The following is a 16,509-nucleotide window of genomic DNA, read 5'->3' on the forward strand; positions in this document are numbered from 1 at the left end:
TACGACTACCCTTGCTATTGTGCAAGGGATACCCTTTTTGGAGCGTGCTCTCCAGGACGCAGATGAAGGGAGTTTGCAGGTAACGAAACAGCGAATTGTTGGATCACAATCTGGACTATTGTTCAACGTTCCAGCGCTCCGAAACGGCAGCTCTTCTCTTGAACTTGGCAATGATGTAGTATGCATGTAGAATTGGCCAGCACTAAGACGATTGCATTGAAGAGAAGATCGTAAACAGCGCCGTAATCTTCAGGGAAGATCGGAGGCAGCTAGTAGAATATGGAAGTGAGAGATCCTCTGTACGGTTTGGTGGAGTATGGGACAGATGAAGAGAAGATAATAAACAGCATCGTACTTCAGAGGTTGCGAAACATAAAGCAGCTTGCATTGGCTAGCGCTGTCTATCCTGGTGCACATCACTCGAGGTTTGAACATAGTATTGGCACCATGCATTTGGCTGGGATGGTAGCGAAGAGGCTGGGGCTAGAAGCGGAAAGGCCTGTTCTGCGACTCGCTGGACTGCTGCATGATGTTGGGCATGGGCCGTTCTCTCATGTCTCTGAACAAGTTATGGAGGGATATGCAAGTGACATCATGGCCAAATATCATGCAGATGGCGTACACGAATTGATCAGTATGATGCTTATTGAGAGGCTTGGCAGCTTGGCAGGAGTGACACTCGAAAGCGGTGTTACATCCGGGATATGCGAGCTTCTCAAGAAACAACCTAGAAGGTCTTTGCAGCAAGGCATCATCTCGGGTCCGTTGGATGTCGACAAACTTGACTATCTTCGGAGGGATAGCTACTTCGCCGGGGTTCAGTACGGAGCCTTTGATCTCGATAAGGTGATTCATAGCCTCACCAGGATAAGGATCAGTAGTGAAGAAGAACAACTAGGTTTTCATGAGGAGGGTGTCCATGCAGTTGAACAGCTCCTACTTGCAAAGTACCACATGAATGTGCAGGTCTATCAGCATAGGATTAGGCGCATAACTGATGCAATGCTGGTTAGTGGCATTAGGTTTGCCTTAGAGGAAGGAGTTGGTGAAGTCCAAAGGCTTTTCACTGTGGAGGATTCTGATGCTTACCTGCAGTACTATATCTCGAACAATGATAATACTCTCATGGACACAGTCCTACAGAAAGGCAAGGAAGGGTCGAGAGAGCTGTTTCAGCGCATAAAGGAGCGCAAACTTCTGAAACAAGTGTTTTCACTCGAGATAAGCAGAGACAACTTTCCAGACGCAGTTCAGATGGACAACATATTGCGCTTGTCTGATGCACAATTGCACCAGATAGCACAACGGGCAGTGGAACTCTATTCTGCAACAGATAGCAGGCTGGATCCAAACCTGGTCATAGTGGACAAACAGACCATCTCTAATCCAACCTTCAAATCACCTCAGACCAGCATTGATCAAGGCACGATAATGGTAAAGACGAAGTCTGGACAGAGAAAGGCTTTCCCAGACATATCCACTATCTTTCGGAACCCTAGCATAGATCCCAAAGTCGAGGTTCTCTACGTCTACTTGCCTCTGGATTGGCTCGGAAGCAAGGGGGACAGGGATGCGTTCATCAACCAAAGATATGATACAATGGCTGAACAAGTGATGGAGGTGGTCAAATGAGATTGGACGATCTCGTCATACTGACGCTGCATTTCAGCGACAACAAGATGATTGCTGGTCGGACCCTCCTACAAAAGACCCTCTACTTCCTTAACGCAAAGCTTAATCTGGGCGTGGAATTTGCGTCTCACTACTATGGTCCCTATTCCTCCGACGTTGCTGAGTCAATTGCCCGTCTGAATTCTGCTGGTATTCTGGAGGAAAGCATTGAGTACCTCCAACCGCTGAGTTTTGGAGTGACTTTCGAGCCCAGAAGGTTTACATACAGGCTTACAGACACTGGAAAGAGCATAGCAGAGATTGCCGAAAGACGGAATGAGACCGAAGCCGAAGCGATCAAGGGAATCCTTGATCGCATGAAGAATCTAGGCGTTGTGGATGACTACAAGAGCCTGTCTATTGCAGCAAAGATGCACCGTATATTGAAGATCGAGAAGAAACCTATGACAGCCTCGCAGGTTCTGGAAGAGGCCAAAGCCTTAGATTGGAGAATAGAAAAGGGAGATGCTGATGGAGCAGTGGTTTTTCTCAAGGGGATGGACTTAGTCATGGAATTCGAGCATCCTGCTGCAGCGAATACAGCAACCACGGCTTGAGTTGCAAGTAAGCCTCCAGTTGAAATTGTGTTGATCTTGAACTAGTGATGACCTGTGTTAGGGGTCGGTTGCGCCTACACGCAGGACATTGAAGTCCATCCTCGGGCTTCTATGAGTTGACAAGACCACCCCACCAAGTGCATCCATTAGGAAGTCCTTGTATATTGGCATGCCATATTCCACATCGTCACGCGCTGTCTCTCAAGAGATGCTCCTTTCGGAGCAGCGACAGGGTCATTGGGTAATGCCAGTCTTTGGATGAAACAGGCTTCCGCAGGCTGGGTGTTGACCAGAAGGAGACAGATTTGATCCTAGAAGAGATTACTGGGTAAGCCGAAATACGTGGATTCAGAAGCATAACGTTCTACATCCCCCACTGAGATTGCTTCGCTGCGCTCGCAATGACACCGGCGGCTAACCCGCAATGACACCAGCGGCCAACCGGAATGACACGGCACACAAACCCCTGAGCCATAAGCGAGAAGAAATACGATATGTTCGGAGATGTTTCCTAGCCATGGGTCAGCCCCATTAGTCATGGGCCAGGCGGCGTATCGTTGCGTTTATGGAGTTGCTCTCACCTTGGGTGATCAAGCCGTCACGGACCGCCAGCTTCAACAGGTCTCCTGTACCAAAGACAGCAATAGATAAACTCACAGCCTTACATGCTTCGCGTGCAAGGCCATCATCTGTCGCTATATCGTAGCCCCTGTTGCAGGCGATGGCTATTGACGCGGATTCGCCCAGCCCCAGCCTCCTTCCAAGGAGCAGGTTAGCATATATCGAGATTTCTTCCCCGGAGGATTCATCAAGAGTAACCACGCAGATGGTACCGTCAACCTGCATCTGTGTTAGAAGAGCTATGAGATATTGCCCTCTACCGGGCCAGCGTGAGGCTTCCTGAAGGACCTGGCCGGTGATGCAGAAAGTGCCCTTTGGCCAGATTCCCAGCACTCGAGCTAGAGCTCCGGCAGAATACAGTCTTGAGACAACGTCGTTATCGAGGACAACAGGTCTGTTGAAAGGCGACATTCAGGCATCGCCTTCCTTACTTTCTCCACTAAGCTCGTCTCTGAGTTCGTAGTAGTTCCTCCTCAGGAGTTCGGCCAGCTTCTCAAATGAGACAAGTTTCGCCTTGTAAGCCTCGTATGCCAGATATTTGTAATGACGAGGAAGCATGTCAGGGGGATCCTCTCTGTCACAATATCCCAGCAGGATGGCGATAGGTGATGTGGTGACTCGTTGAGTCATAATGCCTTGCCATCTGGAAAGCGAGAGCTTCCTGAGAGATACCAACCTCCAGCCGGTTGCTTCAAAGCTGGTGCCGAAATAAGTCGCTAGATGAAAGACGACCTCAGCCGTTGGGGCAGTTGTCTGTTTGGATACAAACTGGCTCAACATCTCATTCATGGCGCGTCTGGGCATCAGGAAAGCAGCGGCAAATGCATTGGCGAAACGTTCGTGAGGACGCCGTGTCACAAATCCAGTGTCGGTGTCAATGTGAGCATGGGCTAACTGATTCCGATGGGCAATGCAGTGCCCATACTCGTGTGCCACAGTAAATGTGCGCCTCCGCTGAGGATGAAGTGAGTTGATTAGCAAGCAGGCGCCAAGGTCCTTGTCACACGCAAAAGCGCCGGAGAACCCTTGTGATTCCTCCGGCAGGTGAAATATCTTCACCCCCCTCTTCTTTTCCAGTAAGTCGCAAATATCCTTTATGGGCTGACTATCAAGGCCCATTGAGCTTCGCTCAGCCACTGCCAGGTCTTCGGCCTGTTCCAGTGTTGTTGGAGAAGCACTTGAGTAGTCAGGCGGCCCCGGCATCTCTGGCGCTCCCACGAGCTGCATCAGGTCTCGGTAGTCTTTGCATAAGTCTTGAAATCCGATGATTGTCTCCCGGGGAACAGCTGCTGCTGAAGCAGCTCGGAGTAGAACGGAGAAGCAGGCACTGGACTCGTCCTGGTCAAAGAAGAAGGTCAGGGGACGATGATATAACTTGGCGAACTTGTATAACTCTACGGCCGAGACACGTCGCTTCTGACTCTCAATGTCTGAGACGGTGGATGTTGCGAGGCCCATACTCTCGCCGACCTGGCTGAGAGTGAGTCCCAAGGCTGTTCTGGCTTGCCTCAGCATACGGCCGACTGCGACAGGCAAATCCGTCGTTGCACTAACAACCATGTTTGCCCTCCTTCAGCCGACTTCGGAAAAGTACAACATTATTGGATTCGAGAGCATTTTATCACACGAATTTTCGGAGGTCAACATTTGTTGCATTGCGCCAGAGGCACATAGCAGCCGTTCCTGTCACTTCAGGGCGGCGACGACTTTATTGGTTTGTCTTTCTAAGGCTTCCAAGGAAGACTCGTTGGTGATAGTGAAGTCTGCCATGGCGATGGGCCCACCTTTGTTGAGCTCCTGTATCTCCATCGCTCAATTTCCTTCTGAATCGGTTTCGGCTCTTGCGGGAAAGAGTTCCTTCAGGGCTGACATAAATTCATCAAGCTGCAAACCGGGGCGATAATAAGGGCTTTCCCTCAATCGGATCATGCCCGGATGGTCGAGGGCGGAGAAGTGTTTCAAGACCAGACGTCCTGCCTCCATAATGTATGGATCGTCTCCGTACTGATGGCGCAATTCAAGGGCATGTTTCCACTCCGTCTCCATGGTCGTCGCCAGGATGGTGTACATATCCAGGGCATGGTAGCGACCGAATTCCTTGTTGGCATCGTTGAGCCGGTCCTTGAAGGCGAATAGTTTCATCATCAGGAACGTGTAGGGTTGCGGAAGAAAGACCTCAGCTTGCCAGGGCTCGCCTGAACTGAGTTTCCCATTCAGCGTTTCCGGCAACAGCCCTTCTTCCAACGTCGGAACTTCGTCGACGGGATGGGCGTGAATGCCAACGGAAGGATCGGGCCGGGCACGGCGGGTGTCCGTTTTCACCCGTGTGCCCTCAAAACGGCTTTGCGGACCGGTAAGGATGTCTATCTTGACGCTGCCTGCCTGAGCGCCTCCAGGACCGAGCTTCATAAACTGGTATTTCTCTGCGCCGCGAACAACCTTATAGCCCAGCCTGGCAATGGCCTCTGCCAGTGGTTTCAATTTTGCTGACTGGATGAGCAGTTCCGGACGTAGAAACAAATCAAGGTCGTTGGTGGAACGTGCTTCAGGCCATTCACGGAAGAGTGTTGGCGCACCGAGGCGGCGCACGTAATCGGCCTTGAGGTAGATGCCAAAACCGCCGCCAATGATGAGTCTGATATCCGCGCCTTGCACTTCGTAGAGCAGATCGAGCAACGCCGTTTGAAGGTCGGGGATCGTGATCATTGCTGCTCTCGGTGAAGATTCACCAAGAGGAACGACTTCACCTGTTCGGCAGTCTCCCGGTCACGCTTGTCGCCGGCCATCAACTCCAAATACACCTGCACAGGGGAGGCCCACCAGAAGTTTCCCTCCTGCCGGGCATCGAAGTAGACCGTTTCATCCTCTGTCTCGACGACTTCAAGGTTCGGGAAGCGATCCGACTGACTCCCAGACAGCCGCTCCAGCAGCATCTCCAAACGCGGGCAGTAGACAGAGAACAGATCCCCTCGCTGCATCACGGCATATTGCGCCACCGATGATGTCCCTGCAGCCACAAGGGGCAGGCCCAATTCCAGCGACTGCTTTTGCAGCGATTCCCGGATCGTTCCGTTCCCTTCCGAGACTTTGAGGCGGACTCGCTCCCTGATTTTCGGAGGGACATAGTTGTCACTCAGTTTTTCCAGAAGTTTGTCGGGTTGCAGCAGGCAAATGGTACTCTTGCGCTCGACGACCAAATCCTCCCCCAACGTCTTCAACACTTTCGACACCGTCGACAGGCTCATGGGCCTCGTAGCCCAACGGTTCACCAGCATGTTTCGCCGGTTGATCTCGGCGCAAATCTCTTGAACGGTGTCGTAGCTGGAACGGGCGAGGAAGACCCTGCCAACCATGGAACTGTTCTTCCGATAGATGTTCTTGATCGGTGCTGAGGAGGAAAAACAGTTCTTCTCGCCGCTGCGGAACAGGGCAAACATGCCCGGCACAACCACCACGCCGTTACCGCACAGGTCTATGCCGCTGATGCCTTCCCGCTCCAGCTCCTGCAGTTGCCGTTCACTGAGGAAAGGCATGATAAGCATAGGCCGGTAGCTCTTCGGGAGCGACAATAGTTTCAGCAGGTTGAGCCCATCCTGAAACGCCTTGGGCGTCGATAGGGATTTGCATTCGACGGCGAACTTTGCCGTGCTCTCACGCCATGATACCTCAATCAATGCATCGAGGCGACGGTTTCCGCCTGCTTCAGGCTGACTCTCCAGGAAGCGAAAAGACAGCGGAGGCAGTGAGACTTTACCTCTCCGAAGCTGTTCAATCATCTCCCTCTCTGTTGTCATTTTCCTGATGCTTTTCATTTTCCTAAACAAGAAAATAGCAGTTTTTAGGAAAACATGCAAGTCTTATCTTACGGGTTACGGCTCAGGGCTGCGATGACTTTATTGGTTTGCCTTTCCAGGGCTTCTAGAGAGGATTCGTTGGTGATAGTCGAGATTGCTTCGCTGCGCTCACAATGACACCAGCGGCTAACTGCAATGACACTGCGGCTAACCAGCAATGACACCGGCGGCCAACCAGCATGACACGGTGACCAACCGGAATGACACAGTGGGCAATATGCCACCATGACACTCATGCAGTTTGTCACCCTGAGCGAAGGCGAAGGGTCTCCCCTCACAAAGCGAATGACGCCTATTCCTGCATCCAGGCACCAGGCGTCCTACTGTTTCGCTGCCTGCGCGGGTATTCTGTAGGGACAGGTTGCCCTGAGGTTGCAGTGAGCACACACGTCGGCCTGTGTCCAGGTCGACATCCGTGGGCCTATGCCAATGACCATGGAGAGGGACTTCAGCGGAATCATCATCCCTGTGGAGGTCAGACTGACTCCGATTTCGTTAGCAGGCACCAGCCCGAACAATTGCTGCTGTTCCGAAAGGGGAAACCCAGGCATGCCCGGGTTGAGAGGACTGCTGGCCTGGCAATTGCGGAATGATGCCTCACGAGTCACGATACGGCACACCTCCAGGTTCAAAGCATCCACAGCAGCACTTCCGATGCCATCAAGCAGCAGCCCCCGCAAGGGTTCACTCTTGCTGAAGCACATCTTTGACTCCTGCTCCAACCTCGGACCAATAGTGCAGACCGCGACAGCAAGCTCCCGAGCCTCCGGAAAAAATGAAGGAACCAGCGGCCCATGAACGACTGTGCTCCCCTGCAGTGTCAACTGGTCATGGGTTTTCTCAGTTATGGGGTGGATTTCATAGGCGACGGCTGGCTCTAACAGATGCTCACAGTCTACTTTGGCCAGCAGCTCATTGACTAACTTGCCAATCTCAGGCCTCAGCCGAGAGTATTCGCTCACTCCTTCCCGACGAAACACTGCCTGGGTTGTCAGGCTCAGGGTGATATCACGTACTACAGTCATCCCTTTACCCTTCCATTGGCTGAGGGGCAGTCCACGAGAAGCATTCCTGCGAGGATACCTCTCGTGGCAGACACGAACCGGAATCAGGCACGAAAGCCATCCTGACAGTACGGCCTTTCCAACACAATCGAACCGGTGGCGCTCTCTGGCATCGAAGACCTTTCACTGCTCACGCAGTGAGGAAGCTATCTTCCAGACAATTCGTAGCTCTTAGCAGTCTCAATCATAGCCCTGAAGTTTTCCGGCTTGCAGTTGGGTGGTGTAGCGCAACCGGTCCCGAGGATGAACCCTCCCCCTTTGCCAACTTCATCAATGAGCTTCCGGCAATAGGCTGCCACCTCCTCCGGCTTGCCCAGGGACAGCAGCGACGCCGGAACGTCACCGTAAATGCAGAGGTGGTCCCGCAGGATTTCCTTGGCCAAGAAGATGTTGGTGGTACTGTCGAGCCCCACCACCGCGGACCCCTTCGGAAGCTTCCGCAAGTAGGGAAGGTTCTTGTTCCAGCATGTATCCAAGTGAAAGATGGTAGTGATCCCCTCGGACCAGAAAGCGCCAATGATCTCCTGCGTGTAAGGCCACCAGAACCGCTCGAAGACGGACAAAGGGTAGTTTAAGCCGGAGGCTCGCTCATCAACGAACAGCCATGACTTCATGCCAAACGCTTTACAGACACCGATCTGCTTCGGAATCAGTTCGGCCGTCATCTTCTTCATGGCTCTTTCCACCGGCGCGGGATTGTAATAGATGTCTTTGGTAAACGGGATCATAGAGCGCATAAGCGACAGCCTGAAGAATGGGTGAAACTCATGGGCAGCAAGGAACGGTTCGATCCGCCTCTTCTTCAGTTCCTCGGTGTATGTACCCCAGTTTGTCAGCGTTTCCCACAGGTGAGTCTGCAGCTCGTCGGGCCGGAAGCTGGCGATCCGCCACAGATAGTCCTTGTAGTAGAACGCGTCAGCCCCCATTTCACAAAGCTTCTCGTAGTCCTCAGGTTTCATAACTTCTTCTTCCAGGAGCTGGAACATATAGTCGTCGGGCAGGTCCTTTCCTGGAATCCGCATCTTCATCGGATATATGTTGGCTGCCTGCGATTGAACCGGTGTGATCGGTCCGCCATAAGCACAGTCCCAACCTCCACAATCATCGAACACTTTGAAGAACGCCGCCTGTGCCATCTTGGCGTCATTGCTGACCTGAGCCATGGTCATGCCTGCAAGATGCGCTGCGGGCTCCGGGCTGAGGAATGGGACTATGGGGACGCGGTCCGTTTTCTCCAGTCTGGTGGCCGCCCACGTTCTCTCGGTGGAGGTCATGGTTTCCCTGGCCATCTTCACTTCCCTCCTATCACATTCAGGCAGTAGGCTACGCCTTCCATGGCGTCCAGAGTCTGGAAGTCAGCTCCGACGTAGTCCCTCGTCATGGGGGTGGTCACTCCCCCTCCGATCATCAGTTTCGTATTTTTCCTCAGCCCGGCTTCTTGAAGCATCCGGGCAGCCTCCTTCATGCTGGGGAAAGCCGTGGTGATGAGCGCTGAGAACCCGACAAACCGAGGCTTGACCTTCTTCACCTCCACCAGCACGCGGGACGGCGGCACGTCCACGCCCAGATCGTGCACTTCAAAGCCGTGAGCCTGCAGCAGGGTAGCCACGATATCCTTGCCCAGGTTGTGGATGTCGCCCTGCAGCGTAGCCAGCACGACCCTGGCCAGGGGCTTTTCAGGACGCAACCTGGCCAGGTGCGGTTGCAGTATATTCATCGCTTCTTTGAAGATTTCGGCGGAAAGCATCAGTTCGGCCAGAAAGTAATCGCCTTTCTGAAAGCGCTCGCCAACAGTGCTCATGCCATGACGGCATTCTTCCAGGATCCGGAGGGGTTCCTCGCCTTTCTCCAGCCTGGATCTGACAGCCTGCACCGCCTCATCACGCTTCAACTCGACAATAGCCATGCTAAGTTCTTCAGACATTTGGCCTCCTTGTTTCCTCAGGCAGCCGTTCCTGTCACTTCAGGGCTGCAACGACTTCTCTGGTCTGTCTTTCCAGGGCTTCTAAAGAAGATTCGTTGGTGATGGTGAAGTCTGCCATGGCGATGGGCCCACCTTTGCTGAGCTCTTCGATCTCCGCCATGTCCCGGCCGGCAGCTTCATCAAGCGTCAGGGGGCGGATGGGCCTTTTCGTCAACCTCTGATATCGTGTCTGGGGAGAGGCCCAAACTGCCACCACGGTAAAACGGCCGCCGTAGCGGTCCTTCAACAGAGTGTATTCTTCCCATGAGTAGAGGCCGTCCACAACGACATCAGCCGATTTGAGGAGGCGATCAATCCTGGGCAGGCTGAGCCTGGCATAAGCTGACATTCCATGCTCTTTTCTGAGTTGTCCCCTGACATACCGTTCGTTTTTCTCGTTCAGCTCGAGCCCTCTTTCCCTGACCTCTTCATCGGTAATATCGCCGAACCTGACTCTCACAAAGCCGCTATTTTCAAATACTCTGGCTACCTCTGATTTGCCCGAGCCTGCCATACCAACAATCGATACCACTTTCATGGTTTACTTCTTCTCTTTAGTTTTGGGCTGAAGACTCCTTTTTATCTCCTCTTCCTCCTGAGCAAGCAGCTCCTTCAACTCTGCGACATCATAGCTCTTTACCCCGACACCCCGCTCTCTCATGTGCACCCTGGTGATCCCGGCGTTAATGATCAGTTTCTTGCAGATCAGACAGGGCCCGTAGATTCGATCATTTTCTCCCCGGCTGGCATCATAGGCATCCTTATTTCTTTCACTGGAAATATACATTTCCCCACCGACTATGCTGATGCCCGTCCTGGCGGCATTGATTATGGCGTTTTGTTCTGCATGGACACTGCGGCACAATTCGTACCGTTGACCGGGCGGAATATTGAGTTCCCTCCTGAGACATATTCCGGTGTCAATACAATGGGCTGTCGTTCTGGGAGACCCCACATAGCCTGAGCTAAGCTCTACACCATCCTGGCCGACAATAATCGCCCCTATCTTTCTTCTGAGACAGGTACTCATTTCCGATACAACCTCTGCCCGGTTCAAGAAGTGCTCAAACTTGTCAGGTCTTTTCACCTTAGGCCAGCGAGTAGTCACGAATCACCCCCTTAATTTCAGGAACTGCTTACAGCAGTCGCGGACATGGCTGGGATAGCTGTGCGAATCGTACATGGGAGGTGGGGAGGGTGTCAAGAAGGTGGGGGACACCCCCAAGCCCCCGACAAAGGGGCTTCTGCCCCTCTGCACTCCCCAAGGATACGTCAAGGGCTGAACCTGAGAGTTACCTTTCCGGGTGGTACTTGAAGGAGAGCTTCAGCTTGGTGCGGTAGGCACGGACCTTCCCGTTGTCGATCTGCATATCCATCTCGACGACCTCAGCAATGCGGAGGTCCTCCAATGTCTTAGCAGCCGTCTCCACTGCTACTGCAGCAGCCTTCTCCCATGATTGGGTACTGGTGCCAATGACCTCGATTACGTCGTATACGCTGCCTGCTCCATCCGTCATGTCCCCTCCCTTTCTCCTCGTGGACTCTGGTACGCTCCCCGAAGATCAATCGTGCTCTGCATCTTACAGGATATGTTCTGAATATGTCAAGGAAGCCGCTTCACCTGGCGCCAGCCTTCCTGATCAGGTCCGACAGCACCTCCGCTGCCTGTCTCCGCTTTTCTCTGTTGGCAGTGGTAACGTCGATGTACTGGAGGGCTTTTGTTTCACAGAACTTCGCGCACGCCGGTTCACCATCACAGAGGTCACATTTGATGATTTTTCTGGCAGCAGGATCGAAACCCATAGCGCCGAAGGGGCAGACTGCCACGCAGAACCTGCAGCCGATGCAGAGATCATAATTTACCGCCACCCTGCCAACGTCTTCGTCCCTGGCGAGAGCCTTCACCGGACACACCGCCATGCAGGGGGCCGACTCACACTGCTGGCAGAGCATGGGGATGGCGATGCAGTCCTGGTCCCACTTGACGACGGCGACCATGGCCCTGCCTGGATTCACCGTCCCATTCTTGTTGACAGAGCAGACCACCTCACAGAGCCTGCAGCCGGTACATTTCGAATGGTCTACGATCAGCATTTTCTTCATCGTTCGCGCCCTCCCTGCTGAAGTATTGACATGACCGGTGCAACCAGGCACCAGTCAGCGTAACAACCGAGATTCTTCGCTGCGCTCAGAATGACACCCATTTCTGCCACCAAGCACTAGATAATATGCGAAGGTTCCTGGTCCAGGCCTAACCTTACCAGGGTCTCTGATTTGGGTACTCCATTCCTGTCCCAGCCATACACCTCATAGTATTCATCGAGCAACCCTTCAAACTTTTCTCTGTCTATCGTCCTGTCCTTGAACCCGGGCGGGCCGAGAGGAGTCGGTTCCACAAAGTAGCGCTCGGGCAGAGTATCATCTTTCCTCTTTGCTCCCTCACGATTGTTGAACATCCTCTCCAGGGTACAGATTCGTTCGGCTATTTCCATCATCCCCGATGGTGACAGATCAAGGCCCGCGATGTAGTGAACCAGCTTGCAGTAATCCTCGTAGCCAATGCTGGAGGGGCTCATGAAGAGGGGGTAGAATTTGCATGTCCCCAGAGCATCGGGAATAGCATATAGAAGCTCATGCCACCGGATTAACCTGCCGCTCCCCTCATAGGCATTCATCTCCGGTACCGGGAAACCGAACAGCTTGTCTCTGATCTCCGGGGGCAGCAGGTGGGCATCCAGGCCAGGGCGGTTTCTCAGGTGGTCAGCACCCCTCGTGGCCACAGCTATGCCTAATGAATGGCTGGGTGTGGCCCTTTCGTCCGTGTGGAGGCAGCTCATGCCCTTGATGTGAACATTGTAGTAGCGGGACTTTTCTCCCAGCTTCTCTATGGCTCTGAGGGGGCCCTCAGCCAGAATGTCTCCCAGTCCCTGCCTTTTGGCAATCCGGTGCACCATTTCGTACAGCACCTGCTCGTTGCCCCACTCCAGCTTCAGACCATCAGTAACCCTGTCATCAATGATGCCTTTCTCATACAGCTCTATCGCCCAGGAGACCATGCTGCCAAGCTCCAGGGAGTCAACGCCGTACTTGTTGACCAGGTAATTGCCAACAAGAGCAACTTCCATTCTTTTACAGTCGACCTCTGCAGTGAGGGCCGCCAGCGTACTCCATTCCGGCCCTTCCATGTATTTCCCTTTATCAGGGCCTTCCGGGACCATATATCTGTGGCGACAGTGAACCGGGCAGCCGAAACAGGCAGCCATCCCTATCGAGAATTTGAGCATGTTCTCGGCATACAGACTCCCCCCATCCGGAACCTGATTGCGTTGGAAGTTCCTGTTCCTGACGCGGCCGATCATGTCCGAGGTATCGTGCCACGCAGGAGTGCCCAGTCTGGAGAACTCTTTCATCGCCGGGCTGTTCCTTAACAGCCCCATAATATGCTCCAGATACCCCATAGCCTCCTTGGTATAGGAAATGCCCAGATCCTGAGTACCCCTCACCGCGATGGCCTTCAGCTTCTTCGAGCCCATGACGCAGCCCATTCCCGTCCGGCCGGCGGCGTTCTTCAACCCTCCCAGAACGCAGGCATACCGGACCAGGTTTTCCCCGGCCAGACCAATGCAGGCCACCTTTATCTCGTCATCCTGATGGCCCTTTCTGATAATGGCCGGCGTCTCGAATGTGTCTTTGCCCCACAGATGGGCGGCATCCCGGATCTCAATGTCTCCGTCATGGACCCAGAGGTAGACCGGCTTCTCCGCTTTTCCCTTGATCACCAGATGGTCAAATCCGGCGAACCTGAGCTCGGGAGCAAAGAAGCCCCCCATGTTGGAGCTTCCTATGAAGCCTGTCAGCGGAGACTTCGCCCCTATGTGACATCTGCCGCTGGATGGAGCCAGAGTTCCTCCCAGCAGGCCGGCGCTGAAGGTCAGGACGTTTTCCGGGCCCATGGGGTCGCTGCCGGGAGGGATGTGGTTGTACATCAGATACACATCGATACCCCTGCCGCCGAGATACATCCGGCGCATTTTCTCCGGAATGGGCTGTTTCTGGATATGGCCGCTCGATAGATCGATATACGCTATCTTCTGTTCCTGCATTTCAGCCTCCTCGTGCCCCAGACCGAATCGAGAGCACAATCATTTCCGGCAGTGAAACTGCTGCCCCATATCGTTTCTGCAGCCGATCAACGGTTACGCTTTAAGGCCATAGGCTTCCTCCAGCATCTGAACAGGGTGTGTGGCCTTGATCCCGGTGCCCGCCTCTATCTGCAACTGGCAGGCGGCGCAACTGGTGATGACCCTGTCCGCCCTGGCCATCCTGATCTCGGTGAAGAGCTTGCCACCGATCTCCATAGCCAGGTCCGAATATTCCTTCTTGTAGCCGTGATAGCCGGCCATGCCGCAGCAGTTGGCGTTCACACGGCTGATAGATAACCCCGGGATGAGGTGCATCAGCTCGAGTGAGTCCCCGGCGCTGTCTTGAACCTTGAGGTGACAGGGAAGGTGATAGAAGGCCGACTGTGCTATCTCGGCCATATCGCTGTTGAGGTGGCCTTCACGCTTTAAGTGCATGAGGTATTCGTCCACATAGTAAGTATGACTGGAGACCAGCCTGGCCATATCGCTGTCACAGAGACCCGGATACTCCCGTTTGATCATGAGGGCGCAACTGGGACAGGTGGCCACGATATCGCAACCGTCGGCGATCATGGCAGCCAGGGAGTGGATATTATACTCCGCATTTCTGTGAAAGGCACGCCTGTTCTTGTTGGCCATCATGGGCATGCCGCAGCACTTCTGGCGGGGAATCAGTACCTCAACGCCGTTTCTTTCCAGGACCCTGACCATGGCCTGGGCCACCTCCGGGCGGTAATAGTTGGCAAAACAGCCGACGTAGCAGGCCACTTTTCTATGGGCTGCTGTCTTCGGGCTGCGTCCACTTTGCCTGGCAAACCAGTGCTGGAACGTCTCACGGCCAAACCGGGGCAACTGCCTCCTCGCATCGAGGCTGAGGCCCGCCTTGATTATGGTTCTCCCCGGGTCAACGTTGATCACAGCATTGGAAACGGGTGCAGCGACGGACCCCACCCTGGCAAGAGCCTCCGGGTTCCCCAGGATGCGGTCACGCAGGCTCCGCCCGTGTTTGGCAGCCCAATCTGCCTGAGCTTGCCACATCAATGACGGAAGGTCAATCGATAGAGGACATTCCACACGGCACGTTTCGCAGTGAAGGCACGTGTCCATTAATGGATTCTGGCCCAGGAGGAACGTGAAGAGGTGATCCCGGGGACTCCAGACAGCCCCATCCCGGGTCATGGAATGGTTAATGGGACACTGCCTCACGCAGGCCTTACAGCCTATACAGAGAAGCAGTTCCCTGAAGGTACTGGACAGCATCCGGCTTCTGCCGTTGTCGAGCAGGACAACGTGCACTGCTCTGTCCGGATGTCCGAGGTAGTCCGGCAGGCTGTCCATGCCGTCGCCGTTTCTCTGGCCGGGCTTGAGGTTCAGGAGCATGCTTTCCAGGCCGAATATCCCCATACACCCGGTTTGAAAGACAGCATCTTCCCTGCTCTTTACGATCTTGTCCAGCCCCACGATGAGGATGACGTGTCTGGCCTGTTCCAGGCTCTTCGATATATTGGAGGAATGCTGGAGGAAGAAGATCGAGCTGTCCTCCGCTGAGGCGGCGCTGACCCCCAGCAGAGCAACGCAGTCCTTCGTTGTTCCTTCGCCCTGGGATGTTGTCGGCCCGTTTGAGATTTCAAAGTTCCCCATGAGCCCTCTAGCCAGCAGATGAGGAAGGTCCCAATAATCTTCAATCCTGTTATCGAAGGAACCCAACCCGGCGTAGTAGGGCTCGCCGATTCGGAAACCAAGTTTCTCTAATCCTGGCTGCAACTCGTTGATGACGAGACTCGACCTGTTTATTACTATGTCCTTTGTTCCGGGGGCAATCCGGCTGATGTAGTTCACCGCTTCCGCACCATCACGCGCCCAGCGGCAGTCTGCGCCTTGAAACTTCGCGACGGCATCCTTGAACTGCTCCACGATGGACGCTTGTTCCATCAGGGAACTCTCGCGGATCTCTCTCAGGCGCGATTTGATGGATTTCAGGTCAAGCTCAGTGGTGTGACCCAGAAGGGCTTTCGAGAACTGGCGTCTCGCTCCCTTGCCAGATGGCTCCATCACCCGGATAGGTGGAATTCCGTCCATTGCAGATCTACCTCAAAGAGGGAGGAGGGGTTTGTGGTTTCGCCGTGCAGTCCGGCCCATTATACCACGCCGTCAACTGCATGTCTGAGAATGCCACCAAGCCGCTCAACGCTCCTGCAACCCGGTGCTGGACCGATCCCCCTGAAGAAGTTCCTCCGGCGTGGAGGATAGCGCGGTATGCCAATAGGTCTAACTCTAGAGGTGGCACAGCGATCTGAGCCAGGGCAGTTGAGGTGCTATAATCTCAGGGAGGTTTTCGAGGTACGAAGAAGTCCCGGCTGTTTGGAGGGCAATATGGCTGAAGACGAAAAGAGAGGGAAAAGGCCTTTGATTACAGTAACCAGGGGCGGCCCGTACAGAGTAACGAATCTGAAGCACTTTAGGGACTCCGCAGGGAATGACCTGCCGGTGAAGCCGGTTGTCCTGCTCTGCCGTTGTGGTGCTTCAAAGAACAAACCCTACTGCGACGGGTCTCATTCCAAGATCGGCTTTGTGGGGGAGAGAAACCCCGATAGAGTATGCGGCCAGGTAAACGAGTATGTGGGGAAGGACATCACT

Annotated in this window: 17 protein-coding genes; 3 read left to right on the plus strand and 14 right to left on the minus strand. The window is 54.0% G+C overall.

Annotated features, from left to right (window positions below; translation table 11 throughout):
* Positions 1-279 precede the first annotated feature (279 nt).
* Both NTZ04_03555 and NTZ04_03560 read left to right on the plus strand, forming a co-directional pair.
* Positions 280-1,632 (plus strand): HD domain-containing protein, encoded by a 1,353-nt coding sequence (locus NTZ04_03555; GenBank protein ID MCX5991392.1) that lies wholly within the window; start codon positions 280-282, stop codon positions 1,630-1,632.
* On the plus strand, positions 1,629-2,228 hold the full coding sequence (locus NTZ04_03560; GenBank protein ID MCX5991393.1) for a hypothetical protein: 600 nt from the start codon (positions 1,629-1,631) through the stop codon (positions 2,226-2,228). Before NTZ04_03555 ends, NTZ04_03560 begins: the two co-directional genes overlap by 4 nt.
* 531 nt (positions 2,229-2,759) lie before the next feature.
* On the opposite strand, the gene NTZ04_03565 is transcribed toward NTZ04_03560, so the two are convergent.
* The 14 genes from NTZ04_03565 to NTZ04_03630 form a co-directional block, all read right to left on the minus strand.
* The gene (locus tag NTZ04_03565; GenBank protein MCX5991394.1) at positions 2,760-3,260 is read right to left on the minus strand and encodes a hypothetical protein; all 501 of its coding nucleotides are present in this window, start codon (positions 3,258-3,260) and stop codon (positions 2,760-2,762) included.
* A complete protein-coding gene (locus NTZ04_03570) occupies positions 3,261-4,409 on the minus strand; it encodes an XRE family transcriptional regulator (GenBank protein MCX5991395.1) in 1,149 nt (382 codons plus the stop codon).
* A 126-nt stretch (positions 4,410-4,535) separates the two neighbouring features.
* Positions 4,536-4,658, minus strand: a complete 123-nt coding sequence (locus NTZ04_03575; protein MCX5991396.1) for a hypothetical protein — start codon at positions 4,656-4,658, stop codon at positions 4,536-4,538.
* Between the two features lie 3 nt (positions 4,659-4,661).
* Complete coding sequence (locus NTZ04_03580; GenBank protein MCX5991397.1) at positions 4,662-5,555, minus strand: hypothetical protein; 894 nt, start codon at positions 5,553-5,555, stop codon at positions 4,662-4,664.
* Positions 5,552-6,643 carry a hypothetical protein gene (locus tag NTZ04_03585; protein ID MCX5991398.1) on the minus strand — a complete coding sequence of 364 codons (1,092 nt, stop codon included), beginning with the start codon at positions 6,641-6,643 and terminating at the stop codon, positions 5,552-5,554. Before NTZ04_03585 ends, NTZ04_03580 begins: the two co-directional genes overlap by 4 nt.
* Before the next feature lie 380 nt (positions 6,644-7,023).
* Positions 7,024-7,728: a hypothetical protein gene (locus NTZ04_03590; protein ID MCX5991399.1), complete on the minus strand. Its 705-nt coding sequence runs from the start codon at positions 7,726-7,728 to the stop codon at positions 7,024-7,026.
* Between the two features lie 185 nt (positions 7,729-7,913).
* The gene (locus NTZ04_03595) at positions 7,914-9,056 is read right to left on the minus strand and encodes a hypothetical protein (GenBank protein MCX5991400.1); all 1,143 of its coding nucleotides are present in this window, start codon (positions 9,054-9,056) and stop codon (positions 7,914-7,916) included.
* Positions 9,057-9,058: 2 nt separating this feature from the next.
* Complete coding sequence (locus NTZ04_03600) at positions 9,059-9,691, minus strand: cobalamin-dependent protein (protein MCX5991401.1); 633 nt, start codon at positions 9,689-9,691, stop codon at positions 9,059-9,061.
* Between the two features lie 34 nt (positions 9,692-9,725).
* Positions 9,726-10,268 carry an AAA family ATPase gene (locus NTZ04_03605; GenBank protein ID MCX5991402.1) on the minus strand — a complete coding sequence of 181 codons (543 nt, stop codon included), beginning with the start codon at positions 10,266-10,268 and terminating at the stop codon, positions 9,726-9,728.
* 3 nt (positions 10,269-10,271) lie between these two features.
* The gene (locus tag NTZ04_03610; protein ID MCX5991403.1) at positions 10,272-10,838 is read right to left on the minus strand and encodes a cytidine deaminase; all 567 of its coding nucleotides are present in this window, start codon (positions 10,836-10,838) and stop codon (positions 10,272-10,274) included.
* A 184-nt stretch (positions 10,839-11,022) separates the two neighbouring features.
* Complete coding sequence (locus tag NTZ04_03615; GenBank protein ID MCX5991404.1) at positions 11,023-11,247, minus strand: dodecin family protein; 225 nt, start codon at positions 11,245-11,247, stop codon at positions 11,023-11,025.
* A 100-nt stretch (positions 11,248-11,347) separates the two neighbouring features.
* The gene (locus tag NTZ04_03620) at positions 11,348-11,833 is read right to left on the minus strand and encodes a 4Fe-4S dicluster domain-containing protein (protein MCX5991405.1); all 486 of its coding nucleotides are present in this window, start codon (positions 11,831-11,833) and stop codon (positions 11,348-11,350) included.
* Between the two features lie 116 nt (positions 11,834-11,949).
* Entirely contained in the window at positions 11,950-13,833 is a 1,884-nt protein-coding gene (locus NTZ04_03625; GenBank protein ID MCX5991406.1) for an aldehyde ferredoxin oxidoreductase family protein, read from the minus strand.
* Positions 13,834-13,926: 93 nt separating this feature from the next.
* Positions 13,927-15,951, minus strand: a complete 2,025-nt coding sequence (locus NTZ04_03630) for an anaerobic glycerol-3-phosphate dehydrogenase subunit C (protein ID MCX5991407.1) — start codon at positions 15,949-15,951, stop codon at positions 13,927-13,929.
* 294 nt (positions 15,952-16,245) lie between these two features.
* Between NTZ04_03630 and NTZ04_03635 the strand changes: the two genes are divergently transcribed.
* Positions 16,246-16,509, plus strand: a 264-nt coding sequence (locus NTZ04_03635; protein MCX5991408.1) for a CDGSH iron-sulfur domain-containing protein, incomplete at its 3' end; no start/stop codon positions are given.

This window comes from Chloroflexota bacterium (assembly GCA_026389585.1).
In the GTDB taxonomy this organism is placed as follows: Bacteria; Chloroflexota; Dehalococcoidia; order UBA2247; family RBG-13-53-26; genus JAPLHP01.